The following is a 16091-nucleotide window of genomic DNA, read 5'->3' as shown; positions in this document are numbered from 1 at the left end:
GAACGACCGGTTACCGGGGCATGGCGGCGTGATGACGAAGCTTGGTCTTGATTGCAGAATGTCGGAAGCAAGCTGCCGCTCGCAAAGAACCTGGCTCCATCGAAAGAGAGGTCCTGTGGCCCGCTCGGTGCTGATCACGATCGCCGTTGCGTTCGCCGGTGCGGCCCTGTCCGCCGAACCGCAGCCGAGCAAGGCTCTTCCGCCTGCATCGGCAACGGCCGCCTGCCTTGAGCAGAACAGCCTGCCAAACGACGTTTTCGGCTTCAATTCGGGAAGTGACGTCAATGATCTCGGACAGTTTTCTCTCTCGGGAGCATATGGCGGTTCGTTCGGAGCGCGCAGCGGCCCACTCGCGTCGCACAACCTCAATGTCCAGGCGACCTACTCGCCATGGCGCTGTGTCGAGCTCGATCCCTTCGCCTTTGCGGGGGTGACCAATTCGAAGACGTTCGGTGCGAAGGCCAACGGCTCCACCGTCGGCGGCGGTATCGAGATGAAGTACAAGCTGCTCGGGCGCGATACAAATGGCGTCGGCCTGACCTTCGACGCCGTGCTCCAGGGCGCGGCAACCGATGGCGCGTTCTACACGCTCACCGGACGATCGCGCAGTGTCTATGACGGCGTCTTCTCKGTGTTCCTCGACAAGGAACTGGTCGCCGGCAAGCTCTACGGGGCTCTCAACGTCAGCTACGACTGGAACTATCAGGACCTCGGCTCGCCAAGCGGCGGCTATGCCAGAACCTCGATAGCTCGCATTGGCGGCGCGCTGACCTATCAGCTTGCGGACAGTTTCTTCATCGGTGCCGAGGCAAGCCATTTCCGGCGTTACGATAACCTTGCCTTCGGTCATGTCCTCGGTCAGGCGACGTTCGCGGGGCCGAACTTCTATTGGGCCTTCACGAAAGATTGGGCACTCTCCGGTGCCTGGAGTATCCAGGTGGCCGGTCGCGCCACCGGTGTTGGCGGCAATGTCGATCTGACCAATTTCTCCCACCACATCGCCAAGCTGAAGCTCAACCATGATTTCTGACGTGGTTCACGCCGCTTTGGCTTGCGGGGCGGATGGCTCGCACCCAGAGCCGATGACGACGGCTCATAGCGGATGATGGCGAAGCCCTCGGAAGCGCGCCGCGCTGCTCGGCGAGGTCGAGGGCTTGAAGGCCAGGATACAGCCGATCGACGGTCAGGTTTCGGCAATCGAGCAGCTAGCTGACGAGGCCGAGATAGCCCGCAAGTTCGCGCGCCGCGGCAGCGCCCGCCCGGTTGGCGCCGATCGTCGAGGCCGAGGGGCCATAGCCGACCAGATGGATGCGCGGGTCCTTGGCGACCTGGGTCGCGAGCCGGCCTGTCATGACGATGCCGCCCTTCTCGTCCCGGATCTGCAGCGGCGCCAGATGGTCGAGCGAGCTGCGAAAACCGGTGCACCAGAGAATGACATCGGCCCTTTGCTCGGCTCCGTCGGCCCAGCGCACACCCTGTTCGGTGATCTCGCTGAACATCGGCACACGCTTCAGCACGCCGCGCTCGCGGGCGGCAAGCAAGGCCGGTGTCAGTGGAATCCCGGTCACCGACACGACGGAGCCGGGGATCAGGCCCTGCCTGACCCGGTCTTCGACCATGGCGACGGCGGCGCGCCCATCTTCTGCCGTGAAGGGACGGTCCCGAAACTGCGGCTCCCGCCTGGTGACCCAGGTGGTCGAGGTGACGCGGGAAATCTCATCGAGCAATTGCAGAGCGGAGATGCCGCCGCCGACCACGATGACATGCTTCCCGGCGAACGCGTCGGCTGTGCGGTAATCGCGGGTGTGAAGCTGCCGGCCCAGGAAGCGGTCGGCTCCCGGATAACTCGGAATATAGGGTGTCTCCCAGGTGCCGGTGGCATTGATGATGCTGCGGGCCGAGAAGGTTTCGCGATCGGTCTCGATCCTGAAGCGGTCGCCGCGGTCGCAGACGACCTTGACCGCCACCGGGCGATAGACCGGCAGCTGAAACTTGCGTTCATAGGCCGCGAAATACCGGGGAACAGCCTCGGACGCCCTCACCTCGGTCAGGCCGGGTTCGATCACATCGGAGAACTGCATGCCCGGCAGGTCATGGATCCGGTTGACCGTGCTGAGCGTCAGCGACGGCCAGCGATATTGCCAGGCGCCGCCGGCTTCCGGGGACTTGTCGAGAACGAGATAGTTCCTGCCGGCCAGAAGACCGAGATTCTGCAGGTGATAGGCGCTGGACAGCCCCGCCTGGCCGGCGCCGATGACCATGATATCGACCTTGATCACGGCTCGGACATCGCCCCTCAGTGGGGACGACTCGGTCGTATCGGGCGGGTCGGAAGGCTCGAGATCGGCGCTCATTCCCAAAGCCATGAGACAGGAAGCGCGCGAACTCAAGCCATCCTCCCAAAGCGCAGGCACGACACCTGCCGCGGCGCGGTCGACGCCGCTTGCCGCGAAGGGTCACCCGAATTCCGGATCATCCCGGGTGCGTTCCAGGATGAGGGGGATAATCAGATCCTCTTCATCCCAGAGATGCCGCAGCAGGGTTCGGTCGAAGCCCTCGATCTCTCCGGCGATCCGCTCGGCCACGCGCAACGCGTCCCCGTCGCGCCCCGAGACCTCGCCCGACAGCGCTGCGATGAGCTCGCGGCTGGCGCTTCCGAGCCGGTCGATCGCGCCATGGATCACATCGTGGTCATTGTCGAGGATATCGAACCCCTTCTGCAGCCTCGGTGCCGCTGCGGCAAAGGACGGGAAGTAGTGCTCATCCTCGACGCGGTGATGTCCATCGAGCTCGCCGAGCAAAAGGCCCATCCGGCGCTGGAAGAGCGGTAAGAACGCGGCTGGGGACGTGCGACCTTCCCTGAGATCGGTTGTCATGCCGCCGATCAGCACCGAGAGCTCCCGAAACAGATCATGCCTCTGGAGCCAGCCTTCGGCCAGCCCGTGCAGGCTCGGATCATTCGCCCACTGGTCGCGCGGGAACTTGCGCAGCAATGCGAGTAGCTMATCCGGCAGGCCGCCCCTCACCTCGACATTGAGTGCCCTGTCGATGTCCTTCATTTCGTCGCTCTCCTTTCCGCATTGGGGCGCTGGGCCGGCCGTGGCCGAGAACCACGGCCGGCCCAGGCCTATCAGCGCGTGCCTTCCTTCAGGCCGAGCAGCTGCCATTCCCAGCGCAGCCCCTGTCCGAAGCCACCGCCATGTTCGGCGAAAAGCTTGGCGACCTCGTCAGCCGTCGGGCGCGCCCAGTCGCGCTGCAGCTCGGAGACATAGGCAATGGTGGTGAGCGGCTGCGCGCCGGCCTGGACCATGCGCTGCACGCCGCGCTCATGGCCCTCGGTGCTGCCTCCGCCGGATGCATCGGTGACGATGTAGACCTCGTAGCCGTCGGCAAGCGCGTCGATCACCGGCATGCTCAGGCACACTTCGGTCCACAGACCCGCCATCACCAGCTTCTTCTTGCCGGATTTCTTGACCCAATCGAGGACGCGCTGATCATCCCAGGAATTCAGCCCGGTCCGGTCGACCGGCGTCTGATCCGGGAAGACGGCCTGGACCTCCTCGAACAGCGCCTGGCGCTCGGCGAAGGCCGTGGTGAGCAGGGTCGGCACCTTGAACAGCTTCGCCGCCTTGGCGAGGAAGGTCGTGTTGTTGACGACCGCTTCGCTGGTGTGGGAGCGCAGCGCCAGCAGCTGCAGATACTGGTGATCGATCAGCAAGAGCGCGTGATCATCGGGGGTGAGCAGAGAACTCTTGGCCATATCGATATCTCCGTAGGGTTCGATCGAGGCCGCGGCCCCGATGCCTCAAGAAATATTCGTGGAACGAATTTGCCTGTAGTCGGCCATAACGGTACTGTCCGTTCCAAAAATGGAACGACGCGATGCAGGATCTCAATGACCTCTTCTATTTCGCCCGTGTCGTCGAGCATGGCGGATTCGCACCAGCCGGGCGCGCGCTCGGCATGCCTAAATCGACGCTGAGCCGCCGCATCGCGCTGCTCGAGGACAGGTTGGGGAGCCGGCTCCTGCAACGTTCGACGCGGCATTTCGGGATGACCGAAGTCGGCGAAGTCTATTACCGGCACTGCGTGGCGATGATCGCCGAGGCAGAAGCCGCCCAGGAGGCGATCGACAACACCAGCGCCGAACCACGCGGGATGATCCGCGTGACATGCCCGATCTCGCTGATGCTGAGCTTTGTTTCCCCGGTCATGTCGCGTTTCCTGATCGCCCACCCGCAGGTGCGCGTGCAGCTCTCTGCAACGAACCGCCGCGTCGACGTGATCGAGGAAGGGGTCGACATCGCCCTGCGCGTCCGGTTTCCTCCGCTCGAGAATGAGGGGCTGGTGATGAAGCGGCTCGCAGAGAGCCGGCAGCTCCTGGTCGGAAGCCCGGCTCTGCTCGACCGGTTCGGCCGGCCGGAAACGCCTACGCAGTTGAGCCGGCTGCCAGGGCTGGATCTGATCCGGTCCCCCCCCAGACATGCCTGGGAGCTTCGCAACGCTGCGGGCGAACCTGTCAGCATCGCGTTCGAGCCGCGATACGCCACCGACGACATGGACGCCCTGCGGCAGGCGGCCGAGGACGGCGTCGGCATCGCTCAGCTCGCGGACTATCTCGTCATGGACAAGGTCGCCTCCAGCGCGCTGGAAATCATCCTGCCGGATTGGACGCTGCCGAGCGGAATCGTGCATGCGGTCTTTCCCTCGCGCCGCGGGCTGTCACCGGCTGTGCGCGGCTTCATCGACTTTCTCGCGGCGGAATTCCAGGCGAGATGACCCCGGCCAGCCTGCGGCAGCGCCCCTGACGCGCACTGCCTTGCCATTCCCGAGGGCCGGACGATCCCGCCTTCCCTTGACTGCATCGGGCTGCGACTGTGCAGCCATGCCTGCACCAATACGCTCCCTTGCACGCTTCCTCGCACGCCCCCTGCGCCTGGGTCTCCTCGCCATCGCGCTCCTCGGCAGCGGCTGGGGGAGCGGCGCCCATGGTCAAGCCAGAACGGGCGTGCCGGCAACTGCGGATGTCGCTGCCCCCTACGGACCGGGCGGCGTCTATGCGCGGATTCCGGCTGTCGATGAATACGGACGGGATCAACTGGCGATGTTCCGCGCCTGGAACCCCGATCCGGTCGGACATCACGATGCCAATCTCCGGGCGATCCAGCCGGCGCTCGCCAGGGTGGTGCGCCGGGCCCGGGCCGACAATCCCGATCTGCGCTTCGTGATCGGCTCAGGCCGGCGCGACCGCACACTGCAACGCCAGGCGGTCGCCTGGGGCTGGTCCAGGGTGCATGCGAGCTCACACCGTTCGGGTAATGCCGTGGATCTGTGGCCGCTCGATGCGGAGGGCCGGGTGATCTTCGATCCGAATGCCCAGAACCGGATCGCAGTTGCACTCAAGCGTGCCGCCACCGAACTGGGCGTATCGCTGCGCTGGGGCGGCCGTTTCCGCGGCTACAAGCACATGGACCGCTCGCATTTCGAGCTGTCGCTCGGGGCAAGGGCGTCACGGAAGGTGGGTTCCGCCTCCCGGTGATGATCCGCTGGCCGGACAGAGTGCAGGCGGGCAAAGCCGAGAATGGCAACCGCTTCATTGACCAACCCCGGTGGCTGGCTGTGCGAGAAGGCCAAGGTCCACGTTCGCCTCGGCCCCGTTCGAGCGTACGGGTTGGCCCGACAGCGGAACCAAGTATGGTGCGCGGCAATACCTCTCTTGGTTCATATCTGAATTCTGGCGCTTCGTCTTCGTTCAGCAGCAGGTCGAGAAACCTGTCACGAGGACGTTTGAATTTTCACCGATGCAGAAGGGCGCGGGCTTCAACCTCGATGCGGTGAAGGCGAAAATCGACGTCGCCCGAACCGACATGGTCAAGTAAGGGCCAAGCCTACGGCCAAAGCCATATCACGGCAGGCGGATCAAAGCTGCCCGACGTGACTTATCCGCAGATCGCGACGCTTTCTGGAAGGGCGCCATGAAACCCAAATACGCTGCAGCCCCACTCGCGCCCCTAAGGGCCCCGCAGGGCCGTCACGCCCCGCACGTCAAGCAGACGCAGCGGGCACGGTGAAACGGTGCTTTCCGAGCTGCCCTCCGTCAATCACCTGTCGCTGGTCATAACCCAGGCAGCGGCCCCCGCCTTCCTCCTTGGCGCGGTGGTCGGCCTCATCTCGGTCTTGATCAACCGCCTCGAGCGCATTCTCGACCGGTCGCGAACATTGAACGCGCTGGATCGTTCGATCGCCCCGGATCTCAAGGCGGACTTGCCCCGCCTCGAACGGCGAGCAGGCTTGATCAACAGCGCCATCGTGTTCGCGATTTCCAGCGGGGTGACGACGATCCTGCTGATGGTTGTTGCCTTCGCCCTCGCCTTCCTGGGCTTAGCTCACGAGCGCGGCGTAGCGTTTCTCTTCGTCCTGTCCGTTGGACTGTTCGGCGCCTCGCTCACTCAATTCCTGCGCGAGGTCCAGATGGCGCTTCAGAAGATCGATCTCATCAGTTGACCGAACGCCCGGGCCAGATCATCGGACCGGATGCGGATCCGGTCCGATGATCCAATCTTTCTTAATGGGCATCAGCTTTCCCGAAATCCGCAATCCACTTTTCGGGCCCATGCTTCAGGTCCTCACCGCCTCCGAAGAGACTGTAGCCCCTGCGCTATCGGCCCGGCCCGAACAGCCGACCGCGTCGTGCGCGTTCGACGCCTCCAAGGCATTCTATTTGAGATGTCACAAAGCACTTGTGAAATCTCAGAATCTGATCCAGCATGCCTGCCATGCTCGATACCTCGCCTGCGTTCGCGCCATCCTCGTCGCTCCCGGTTGCGGAGACGCAGCTCGATGTCGCAAGCCGGCGGCTGCGCAAGGCGGTCGTCTCCTGCGAGCTTGCGCCGGGCGAATTCGTCCATGAGGCCGCCCTGGCCGAACGCTTCGCACTGGGCCGCGCCGGTATCCGCGTCGCGCTGACCGAGCTCACCGCGGCCTGCTTCGTCGACCGGCACGCCCGCCAGGGTTGGCAGATCGCACCCGTCGACGGCGCCCTGATCGCGAGCGTACTGGACGGCCGCCGCAGGCTGGAGCCGTCGCTGGCGACGCTGCAGCCGAGCGGGCAGACCCAGGCTGCACTGGCCGCGCTGCTTGGCGTGATGGACTCTGTCCGGGGCCGGACCGAGCCGGTGGCGCTTTCGACCGCGCGCTCCGCCGAACGGCAGCTGCGCAACCTGCTGGCCGCGGCGACCGGGACGCTTGCCCGCCGCTGGCTCGGCGACATCTGGGACCATGCCGATCGGATCGTGCGCATGCTMGACCTCGCCGGCCATCCGATTGCGCCGGCTGAGCTCGGCGATCTCGTGAGCGCACTTGCCGCTGGCGATGCCGAGGCGGCGAGCCTCGCCATCGCCGCGGAGCACCGGCGCTTCACCGAGGCACTCGCCCAGGGCCTGATGCTGGCGGCATCGCGGCCCGCGCCACCACCGGCCCGCTCGGCAAGGCGCTCGCGACGGACGACGACCATCACCACCGACCAGCCCCGCCCCCTCTCGAAGGAGCAGCAGCGATGACCCCTCTCTCACGGAATGCTCGTCTTGCTGCGCTGGCCGCAGCGCTCGCTTTCTCTGCCGCCCCCGCCCATGCATCGAAGGAGCGCTTCGTCGTCGACCTCGTCAACGAGCCGTCCTCGCTTGATCCGCAGGTGCAGTGGAACCCCGACAGCTACTATGTCTACCGCAACATCTTCGACAATCTCGTCACCCGCGACGACAAGGGCGAGATCGTCCCGCAGGTCGCGACGAGCTGGAAATACCTCTCCGACACCGAGATCGAATTCGAACTGCGCTCCGATATCCTCTTCCACGACGGTTCGAAGCTGACCGCCGAGGATGTCGCCTACAGCGTCAAGCGCATCACCGACCCGAAATTCGGCAGCCCGCAGCTCGGCCAGTTCGACAAGATCACCGATGCCGTCGCGCTCTCGCCGACCAAGGTGAAGCTCACCACCAACGGCGCCTATCCCGCCCTGCTGGCCCAGCTGGTCAAGCTCTCGATCGTGCCGAAGGCGGTTGTCGAGGCCGTCGGCAAGGATGCGTTCAACCTGAAGCCCATCGGCAGTGGCCCCTATAAATTCGAAGGCTGGCAGCGCGGCGTCCAGGTCTCGCTCACCCGCAACGATGCCTATTGGGGCGACAAGGGTCCGTTTCCGGCGGTGATCTTCCGCGCCGTGCCGGACGGAGCGACCCGGGTCGCCAATCTCCAGGCCGGCACCAGCGATCTCGGCGTGACGCTCGACAGCGATCAGGCGGCCCAGCTCAAGTCGTCGGCCAAGGCCAAGGCCCTGATCGGCCTGACCGAGCGCGTCGCCTATCTGCGCCTCAACACCACCAAGCCGCCGTTCGACAACGTCAAGCTGCGCGTGGCGGCGGCCCATGCCATCGACAAGGAAGGCATGGTTGACGGCCTGCTCGGTGGCTTCGACAAGCCCGTCTCGCAATTGCTGACGCCTGCGAGTTTTGGCTGGATCGAGGGCATGAGCGGCCCTGGCTTCGACCTCGCCAAGGCCAAGGCCCTAGTCGCGGAGGCCGGCCCGGCGGCAAAGGCCGAGATCGAGCTTGCGACCGCACCGGTCTTCGATCAGCGCATCGTCCAGGCGATCCAGCAGCAGCTCGTCGATGCCGGCTTCACCGTCAAGATCGCGATGACCGACATGGCGACCTATCTCAAGCGCTCGCAGGCCGGCCCCGAGGCCACCTCGACGCTGAGCTTCGGGCGCTGGTCCTGCGCCTGCCAGGATGCCGATGGCGTGCTCTTCCCGCTGGTCCACAAGAGCAGCGGCTGGTCGGCCTATCGCAACCCGAAGGCCGACAGCCTGCTCGAGGAGGCGCGCCAGACGCTCGACAAGGACAAGCGGCTTGCCGCCTACAAGCAGGTTCACGAGATCATCGCGACGGAAGCCCCGCTCGTGCCGCTCTATCAGGCGGCCGTGCTCTACGGCGCGACCAAGAACCTGCAGTTCAAGCCGACGCCGAATGAAAGCATGTTCCTGAACCGCATGAGCTGGGTGGACTGAGGCTTCGTGCAGGGCTTTCTTCTCAGGCGTGCCGGACAGGCGCTCGTCACCATCCTCGGGGTGGTGACGCTGATCTTCTTCGTCCAGCGCCTGACCGGCGATCCGACCTATCTGCTGGTGCCGGAGACCGCGACCAAGGCCGATGTCGAGGCGCTGCGCCATGCGCTCGGCTTCGACCGGCCGCTTCTGCTGCAATATCTCGACTTCCTGGCTGATCTCGCCCGTTTCGATCTCGGCCAGTCCGTGGTGCAGCGCGTGCCGGTGCTGACGATCATCGCCTCGCGCCTGCCCTACACGCTGATGCTGGCGGCGGGCGCGCTCGTCGTCGCCTGCGGCATCGGCGTGCCGATKGGCATCCTGCTCGCGGTGTTTCGCGACAGGCCGATCGCCAAGGCTGCTTCCGGCATCGTGCTGGCGGCCCAGAGCATGCCGACCTTCTGGAGCGGCATCCTGATGATCCTGGTCTTCTCGGTGCTGCTCGGCTGGCTGCCACCCTCCTCCACCGGCGATTTTTCGCATCTCATCATGCCCTCCTTCGCGCTCGGCCTGCTCAGCATGGCGACCTTTGCGCGGATCACCCGCTCGGCCCTGCTCGACGAGCTCTCGAAGGACTATGCCCGCACCGCCCGCTCGCGCGGGGTCCGCACCGGCCGGCTGCTGCTGCGCCATGTCGCCCGCAACGCCTCGATCCCGCTGATCACAGTCGCGGCGCTGGAAATCTCGAACCTGCTCGCCGGTGCGGTGATCGTCGAGACGGTGTTCGCCTGGCCCGGCATCGGCCAGGTGACTGTGCAGGCGATCCTGGCCCGCGATTTCATGATCGTGCAGGGCGTCGTGCTGATGGGGGCCTTCGTCACCGTGCTGCTCAACCTGCTCTCCGACGTACTCTACAGCATCATCGATCCGCGCATCGTGCTGGACGGGGCGCGATGAGCGCGATCGCTGCCTCCAGCCCTGGCCCGCGCCGCCGCCTCGCGCTTGGCCGCTGGTGGCCGGTCGCGATCATCGCGCTCGTGGTGCTGGTCGCGATCCTGGCGCCCTGGCTCGCGCCCTATGACCCCAATGCCCAGAACCTCGCCGGCCGGCTGAAGCCACCAGGCACCGTCTCGCGCAGCTTCCATTACTGGCTGGGCAGTGACGAGCTCGGCCGCGACCTGCTCAGCCGGATCATCCATGGTTCGCGGGTCTCGCTGATCGTCGCCTTCGCCTCGGTCATCCTGTCGGGGACCGTCGGCACGGTCCTGGGCATGATTGCCGGCTATCGGCGCGGGTTCGTCGAGGTCGCGGTGATGCGCGTCGTCGATGTCTTCCTCTCGATCCCGGCCGTGCTGCTCGCGATCATCACCGTCGCGGTGCTGGGGCCGAGCCTCGTCAACGTCATCATGGTGCTCGCGCTGACGCGCTGGCCGCGATACGCCCGCGTGGCCTATAGCCAGACACTCACGGTCGCGACGATGCCCTATGTCCGGCTGGCCGCGCTGATGGGCGCCGGCGCCGGGCGCATCCTCTTCCGCCATATCCTGCCCAACATCATCGGCGCGGTCAGCGTCGTCGCGACGCTCGAATTCGGGCTGATGGTGCTGTTCGAGGCGGGCCTTTCCTTCCTGGGGCTCGGCGTGCAGCCGCCGACCGCGAGCTGGGGGGCGATGCTCTCGACCGGCCGCAACTATGTCGCGACCGCCTGGTGGGCTGCGACCCTCCCCGGGCTTTGCCTCTTTGTGCTCGTGCTGGCCGTCAATCTGACGGGCGATGCCGTGCGCGACCGCCTCGACCCCCGTTTCCGCTAGGGATCATGACCATGTTCGACGACATCAAGGGAAGACGCGCGCTCGTCACCGGCGCCTGCGGCGTGATCGGACGCTGGATCGCGGAAACGCTGCACGAGGCCGGCGCGGTGCTGGCGCTGACCGATGCGCGCGAAGACGAGCTTGCGGCCCTAGCGGCTTCGCTCGGGCTCGGCGGCGAGAGCTTCACCAAGGCGGCCGACCTGACCGACGAAACCTCGATCAAGGCGCTTGCGGCCGAGATCGGTACGCGCTGGGGCGCGGTCGACATCCTCGTCAACAATGCCGGCATCTATCCCAGCGGCTTCCTGCTCGACACCTCGACGGAAGAGTTCGACCGGATCTTCTCGGTCAACCTGCGCGCACCCTTCATCCTGACCCGGGAGATCGCGACGCAGATGGTGCGCCAGGGCGTCAAGGGCTCGATCATCAACATCTCGTCGGGCGCCTCGCGCAAGATGCGGCGCACCGTCGTGCCCTATTGCACCTCCAAGACGGCGCTCGACCGGCTGACCAAGGGCTTTGGCGTCGAGCTCGCCGAATTCGGCATCCGCGTGAATGCGCTCGAGCCCGGCTTTGCCGCCGGCAGCAAGGTCAGCGACCTGACCGAGGCGCATATCCAGAGCACGATCTCCCAGATCCCGCTCGGCCGCCCCTCCTCGCGCGAGGATGTCGGCAATGGCCTGCTTTATCTCGCCAGCAGCGCCTCGGCCTATGTCACCGGCGCGACCCTGACGATCGACGGAGGCAACTCCATCGGCTCGCTCGCCGTCCATCAGGACAAGAAGAACCCGCTCTAGTGGAGGGCACGATGACAACCTCCCTTGCGCCTGCGCGCTTTCCCGTCTCGGATTACGAATGGCCGGCCGGCAAGAGCAGCGCCTTCTGCTTCAGCGTCGATGTCGATGCCGAGAGCCCCTATCTCTGGAACCTGTCCGAGGGCGCGCCCGCCACGCTCGGACAGATCGAGCAGCGGCTGTTCGGCCCGCGCATCGGCATCTGGCGCATCCTCGACCTGCTCGACCGCTACGGCATCAAGGCGACGATGTTCGTGCCGGGGCTGGTGGCGAAGAACCATCCGGAATTGCTGCCGGCCTTCGTCGAGCGCGGCCACGAGATCGGCCTGCACGGCTATTTCCACGAGATCGCGACCGAAGCCGGTCCCGAGGAATTCGCCCGCGCGCTCGATGAATCGCTGGCGCTGTTCAAAGCCCAGGCCGGAATCGTGCCGAAGGGGTTCCGCTCGCCGGCCTGGGAGATGACGCCGGCCATGCTGGCGGAGGTGAAGCGGCGCGGCCTCTATGACAGCTCGCTGATGGGCTTCGACCATCCCTACACGATCGACGGCATTACCCAGGTTCCGGTGCTCTGGGCGGTCGATGACGCGATCTATTTCCGCTTCACCGGCAGCCCGACGGACCGCGCCCCGCCCTCGCCGCAGGGCGGCATCCTCGAAGCCTGGCTCGACGAGTGGCACATGCTGCATCGCGAGGGCCGGATGATGATGCTGACGATCCATGACTGGATTTCCGGCCGGGCCGGGCGGATCAGGATGCTGGAGCGGCTGCTCGACGCGGTGACCTCTTCGCCCGGCGTCTGGATCGCGACCGTAGGCGAACTCGCGGCCCATCATGCCGCAAGCGCCAATGCCCAGCGCTTCAGCGTGCCGTTGCGCCTGGCCGAGCCAAGCGCGCCACGACGCTTCAAGACGCCGTGCTGATGCAGACCTTCACCGTCCGCCGGCCTGCCGTCCATTCGGCCCATGGCCTCGTCGCCGCACAGAACCGGCACGCAGCCGAGGCCGGCGCGGCCGTGCTCTCTCGCGGCGGCAATGCGATGGATGCGGCCATCGTCACCGCATTGGTGCTCAGCACGGTCGAGCCCTGGCTCTCCGGCATCGGCGGCGGTGGTTTCCTCGTCCATGCCGATGGTCGGACGGGGGCGACCGAAACGCTCGATTTCAATGTCCGTGCGCCTGCCGGCATCGACCCGGCGGATTATCCGCTCACCGATGCTCAGACCGGCAACTGGTTCGCCTGGCCCTCCGTGGTGGGGGACCGGAACGTCTCCGGCTATGGTGCGATCTGCGTTCCCGGCGCGATCGCCGGTTTCGCCGCGGCGTTGGAGCGTCATGGCACCCTGTCCTGGGAGGAAGCGCTGCAACCGGCGATCGAGCATGCCGAGCGCGGGCTGGAGATCGACTGGTTCGCGGCGCTCTGCATCGCGATCGAAATGGCGGGCATCGCCCGCGACCCGGTGCTCGCCGCCCTGCTGCTCGACAATGGCCATGCGCCCAAGGCCGGAGCCGATACGCGGCGCTTCAAGCCGATGGTGCAGAAGGCGGCCTTGCTCAGGCGGTTGGCGACGTCCGGCGCGCGCGACTTCTACGAGGGCGAGACGGCGCGCATGCTGGCAGTCGATCTCGCCGCCGGCGGCTCGGCCATCCGGCCGGGCGATCTCGCAGCCTATGACGTCACCTGGGCGCCGCCGCTGACCGGGCGTTATCGCGATTTCGACATCGCCGCCATTCCCGGCCTCAGCGGCGGGCCGAGCTTCCTCGATGCGGCGGTGCGTCTGGCGTCCGGCCCGCTCTCGCGCGAGACGACGCCTGCGCAACGGGCCCTGCTCTATGCCAGCGCCATCCGCGAGGCCTATGCCACGCGCCTGACCACGCTCGGCCATGCAGCGACACCGCAAGCGGGCTGCACCTCCCATGTCAGCGTGGTCGATCGCGACGGGACCATGGTCTCCTTGACCAACACCCTGCTCTCACGTTTCGGTGCCAAGGTCGCGCTGCCTAATGCCGGCATCATCATGAATAACGGCATGATGTGGTTCGATCCACGCCCCGGCCAGCCGAACAGCATCGCAGCCGGCCAGAAGCCGCTCGCCAATATGTGCCCGCTGGTGCTGAGCCAGGACGGGCGACCGGTGCTCGCCATCGGCGCGGCCGGCGGGCGCACGATCTTCCCGACCGTGCTCCAGCTGATCTCCGGCATCGCCGATCTCGGTCTGTCCCTGGAGGAGGCCTTCCATCGCCCGCGTATCGATGCCTCGACGCCGCGCATCAAGATCGACGCCCGCGCCGAACCCGACGTCGCCGCGACCGTCGCCACCGCCTTCCCGGTCGAGATCGTCGAGGACACGCTCTATCCCGTAAATTTCTCGATTCCCTCGGCGGTGATGACCTCTTCCGCCGGCGGCTTCATCGGCATGGCCCATCCGACCAGCGCCTGGGCGGCAGTCGTCGCGGCAACCGCATGAGCACGACCGAGGCCCCCGTCCTGGCGATCGAGGATCTCGTCGTCGAGATCGACGGCAACCGCATCATCGATCAGGTCTCGCTTTCGGTMGGTGCCGGACGGATCCTCGCCATCGTCGGCGAATCCGGCTGCGGCAAGAGCCTGACCGCGCTCTCGGTGCTCGGCCTGCTGCCGAAGGCGGCACGGTTCAAGGGCGGCGCGATCCGGCTCAACGGGCGCGACCTGACAGGGCTTGGCGAGGCCGCGCTCTCCGATGTCAGGGGCAATGAGGCGACGATCATCTTTCAGGAGCCGGTCGCCTCGCTGAACCCGCTGATGCGTGTCGGCGAGCAGGTCGAGGAGGCGCTGATCCTGCATCGCGGCCTCTMAGCCAGCGCCGCGCGCGAGGAGGCGACCGCGATGATGACGCGCGTCGGCATTCCCGATGCGACGCGGCGCGCGCGCCAATATCCGTTCGAGCTCTCGGGCGGGATGTGCCAGCGCATCATGATCGCCTCGGCACTGATCTGTCGCCCGGCCCTGCTGATCGCCGACGAGCCGACGACGGCGCTCGACGTGACGATCCAGGCCCAGATCCTCGACCTGATGCGCCGCCTGCGCGAAGAGGTCGGCACCGCGATCGTGCTGATTACCCATGACATGGGCGTCGTTGCCGATCTCGCCGACGATGTCTGCGTGATGTATGGCGGGCGCATCGTCGAGAGCGGCGCGGTCGAACCGATCTTCGCCGAACCGCACCACCCCTATACCAAGCTCCTGCTCGCCACGATTCCGACGCTGCAGGGCCAGCGCAAGGCCGTGCTGCGCACCATCGAGGGCATGGTCCCGAGCGCCGGGTCCTGGCCCGATGGCTGCCGCTTTCGGACGCGCTGCCCGCTGGCGGACGAGGCCTGCCTGGCGCCGCCGCCTCTCGCCTGCGTCGGAGAAAGCCATCGCACCGCCTGCTGGCATTCGGACCATGTCGAGGCGCTGGTATGACCGCATCGCCGCTGCTTCAGGTCCGCGATCTCAAGGTCCATTTCAAGCTGCGTCGCGGCGTCGGTACGCCGGGCGGCGTGGTCAAGGCAGTGGACGGCGTCTCCTTCGACGTTGCGGCCGGCCGCACATTGGCGCTGGTCGGCGAATCCGGCTGCGGCAAATCGACGACCGCCTATGCCGTGATCGGCCTCGAACAGGCGACGGGTGGCACGGTCGCGTTCGATGGCCGCGACATCACCGGGCTGAAGGGGCGCGAGCGGGCGCAACTCGCCCAGGAAATCCAGATCGTCTTCCAGGATCCGAGCGCCGCGCTCGACCCGAAGATGAGTATCGAAGCCAGCATCAGCGAGCCGCTCGCCATCGCCGGCTGGACGCGCAGCGACCGGCGAAAGCGGGTGGCCGAGCTGCTCGACCGGGTCGGCCTTCCCGCCGCCTTCGCGGAGCGTCTGCCGAGCGCGCTCTCGGGCGGGCAACGCCAGCGCGTGGTGATCGCACGCGCGCTGGCCCTGTCGCCGCGCCTGCTCATTCTCGACGAGCCGGTCTCGGCGCTCGATGTCTCGATCCGCTCGCAGGTGCTGAACCTGCTGCTCGAGCTGCAGCGCGATCTCAACCTCGCCTATCTGTTCATCTCGCATGACCTGTCGGTCGTCAGGCATATCGCCGACGAGGCGATGGTGCTCTATCTCGGCACGGTCATGGAAAGCGGGCCGATCGATACGATGTTCGAGGCGCCGCAGCACCCCTATACGCAGGCGCTGCTCTCGGCGATCCCGCTGCCGGACCCGCTGCTGCAACGCCGGCGCGAGAAGATCATCCTGACCGGAGACCTGCCGAGCCCGCTCTCGCCGCCGCCAGGCTGTCCCTTCGTCAGCCGTTGCCCGATCCGGATCGAGCCCTGCAGCGCGGCCCGTCCGCCCCTGCTGGAGACGGCGGCAGGGTCGCGCGTGGCCTGTATCCTGAGGCACTAGCAGCTGGCCCTTCGGAACGGAGGCTCGAACTGCCGGA

Annotated in this window: 16 protein-coding genes; 13 read left to right on the top strand and 3 right to left on the bottom strand. The window is 66.4% G+C overall.

The annotated features are described in order from the left end of the window. Positions 1 to 115: 115 nt before the first annotated feature. Positions 116 to 1030 carry a hypothetical protein gene (locus tag AC1DIO_RS28975; protein WP_441508119.1) on the top strand — a complete coding sequence of 305 codons (915 nt, stop codon included), beginning with the start codon at positions 116 to 118 and terminating at the stop codon, positions 1028 to 1030. 175 nt (positions 1031 to 1205) lie between these two features. Here the strand turns inward: AC1DIO_RS28975 and AC1DIO_RS28970 are convergent, their stop codons facing one another. From AC1DIO_RS28970 to AC1DIO_RS28960, 3 genes are all read right to left on the bottom strand, one after another. Continuing rightward, a complete protein-coding gene (locus AC1DIO_RS28970) occupies positions 1206 to 2354 on the bottom strand; it encodes an NAD(P)-binding domain-containing protein (protein WP_441493715.1) in 1149 nt (382 codons plus the stop codon). Between the two features lie 102 nt (positions 2355 to 2456). Further along, on the bottom strand, positions 2457 to 3059 hold the full coding sequence (locus tag AC1DIO_RS28965; protein WP_476854448.1) for a hemerythrin domain-containing protein: 603 nt from the start codon (positions 3057 to 3059) through the stop codon (positions 2457 to 2459). A 71-nt stretch (positions 3060 to 3130) separates the two neighbouring features. Further along, positions 3131 to 3760: a hydrolase gene (locus AC1DIO_RS28960; RefSeq protein WP_441508120.1), complete on the bottom strand. Its 630-nt coding sequence runs from the start codon at positions 3758 to 3760 to the stop codon at positions 3131 to 3133. Positions 3761 to 3882: 122 nt separating this feature from the next. Between AC1DIO_RS28960 and AC1DIO_RS28955 the strand changes: the two genes are divergently transcribed. The 12 genes from AC1DIO_RS28955 (at position 3883) to AC1DIO_RS28900 (ending at position 16054) form a co-directional block, all read left to right on the top strand. Further along, positions 3883 to 4779, top strand: coding sequence for a LysR substrate-binding domain-containing protein (locus tag AC1DIO_RS28955; protein WP_441508121.1), 897 nt, complete (start codon positions 3883 to 3885; stop codon positions 4777 to 4779). Between the two features lie 106 nt (positions 4780 to 4885). Next, positions 4886 to 5539, top strand: coding sequence for a M15 family metallopeptidase (locus AC1DIO_RS28950; RefSeq protein ID WP_441508122.1), 654 nt, complete (start codon positions 4886 to 4888; stop codon positions 5537 to 5539). A 536-nt stretch (positions 5540 to 6075) separates the two neighbouring features. Then, positions 6076 to 6504, top strand: a complete 429-nt coding sequence (locus AC1DIO_RS28945) for a DUF2721 domain-containing protein (RefSeq protein WP_441493719.1) — start codon at positions 6076 to 6078, stop codon at positions 6502 to 6504. A 272-nt stretch (positions 6505 to 6776) separates the two neighbouring features. Next, positions 6777 to 7559 (top strand): GntR family transcriptional regulator, encoded by a 783-nt coding sequence (locus AC1DIO_RS28940; protein ID WP_441493720.1) that lies wholly within the window; start codon positions 6777 to 6779, stop codon positions 7557 to 7559. Then, complete coding sequence (locus AC1DIO_RS28935) at positions 7556 to 9061, top strand: ABC transporter substrate-binding protein (RefSeq protein ID WP_476776858.1); 1506 nt, start codon at positions 7556 to 7558, stop codon at positions 9059 to 9061. The genes AC1DIO_RS28940 and AC1DIO_RS28935 overlap by 4 nt, the downstream gene beginning before the upstream one ends. A 6-nt stretch (positions 9062 to 9067) precedes the next feature. Further along, positions 9068 to 9994, top strand: coding sequence for an ABC transporter permease (locus AC1DIO_RS28930; protein WP_476854447.1), 927 nt, complete (start codon positions 9068 to 9070; stop codon positions 9992 to 9994). Then, on the top strand, positions 9991 to 10848 hold the full coding sequence (locus tag AC1DIO_RS28925) for an ABC transporter permease (protein WP_441493723.1): 858 nt from the start codon (positions 9991 to 9993) through the stop codon (positions 10846 to 10848). Before AC1DIO_RS28930 ends, AC1DIO_RS28925 begins: the two co-directional genes overlap by 4 nt. Before the next feature lie 11 nt (positions 10849 to 10859). After that, positions 10860 to 11645, top strand: a complete 786-nt coding sequence (locus AC1DIO_RS28920) for an SDR family NAD(P)-dependent oxidoreductase (RefSeq protein WP_441508124.1) — start codon at positions 10860 to 10862, stop codon at positions 11643 to 11645. 11 nt (positions 11646 to 11656) lie between these two features. Next, positions 11657 to 12565: a polysaccharide deacetylase family protein gene (locus AC1DIO_RS28915; protein WP_476776859.1), complete on the top strand. Its 909-nt coding sequence runs from the start codon at positions 11657 to 11659 to the stop codon at positions 12563 to 12565. Then, complete coding sequence (locus AC1DIO_RS28910; RefSeq protein ID WP_441508126.1) at positions 12565 to 14109, top strand: gamma-glutamyltransferase family protein; 1545 nt, start codon at positions 12565 to 12567, stop codon at positions 14107 to 14109. The genes AC1DIO_RS28915 and AC1DIO_RS28910 overlap by 1 nt, the downstream gene beginning before the upstream one ends. Next, positions 14106 to 15086 carry an ABC transporter ATP-binding protein gene (locus AC1DIO_RS28905; RefSeq protein WP_476854446.1) on the top strand — a complete coding sequence of 327 codons (981 nt, stop codon included), beginning with the start codon at positions 14106 to 14108 and terminating at the stop codon, positions 15084 to 15086. The genes AC1DIO_RS28910 and AC1DIO_RS28905 overlap by 4 nt, the downstream gene beginning before the upstream one ends. After that, on the top strand, positions 15083 to 16054 hold the full coding sequence (locus AC1DIO_RS28900) for an ABC transporter ATP-binding protein (RefSeq protein ID WP_441508128.1): 972 nt from the start codon (positions 15083 to 15085) through the stop codon (positions 16052 to 16054). Before AC1DIO_RS28905 ends, AC1DIO_RS28900 begins: the two co-directional genes overlap by 4 nt. Positions 16055 to 16091: the final 37 nt, after the last annotated feature.

Source organism: Allobosea sp. 05T439, assembly GCF_056396005.1.
Note: the sequence above shows the minus strand (reverse complement) of the source record. Positions and strands in the feature narration are given on the sequence as shown.

Coding starts and splice junctions, on each gene's coding strand:
- AC1DIO_RS28950 (WP_441508122.1), top strand. CDS start 4,886: ATGCCTGCACCAATACGCTCCCTTGCACGCTTCCTCGCACGCCCCCTG.
- AC1DIO_RS28925 (WP_441493723.1), top strand. CDS start 9,991: ATGAGCGCGATCGCTGCCTCCAGCCCTGGCCCGCGCCGCCGCCTCGCG.
- AC1DIO_RS28955 (WP_441508121.1), top strand. CDS start 3,883: ATGCAGGATCTCAATGACCTCTTCTATTTCGCCCGTGTCGTCGAGCAT.
- AC1DIO_RS28920 (WP_441508124.1), top strand. CDS start 10,860: ATGTTCGACGACATCAAGGGAAGACGCGCGCTCGTCACCGGCGCCTGC.
- AC1DIO_RS28910 (WP_441508126.1), top strand. CDS start 12,565: ATGCAGACCTTCACCGTCCGCCGGCCTGCCGTCCATTCGGCCCATGGC.
- AC1DIO_RS28915 (WP_476776859.1), top strand. CDS start 11,657: ATGACAACCTCCCTTGCGCCTGCGCGCTTTCCCGTCTCGGATTACGAA.
- AC1DIO_RS28970 (WP_441493715.1), bottom strand. CDS start 2,354: ATGAGCGCCGATCTCGAGCCTTCCGACCCGCCCGATACGACCGAGTCG.
- AC1DIO_RS28900 (WP_441508128.1), top strand. CDS start 15,083: ATGACCGCATCGCCGCTGCTTCAGGTCCGCGATCTCAAGGTCCATTTC.
- AC1DIO_RS28935 (WP_476776858.1), top strand. CDS start 7,556: ATGACCCCTCTCTCACGGAATGCTCGTCTTGCTGCGCTGGCCGCAGCG.
- AC1DIO_RS28960 (WP_441508120.1), bottom strand. CDS start 3,760: ATGGCCAAGAGTTCTCTGCTCACCCCCGATGATCACGCGCTCTTGCTG.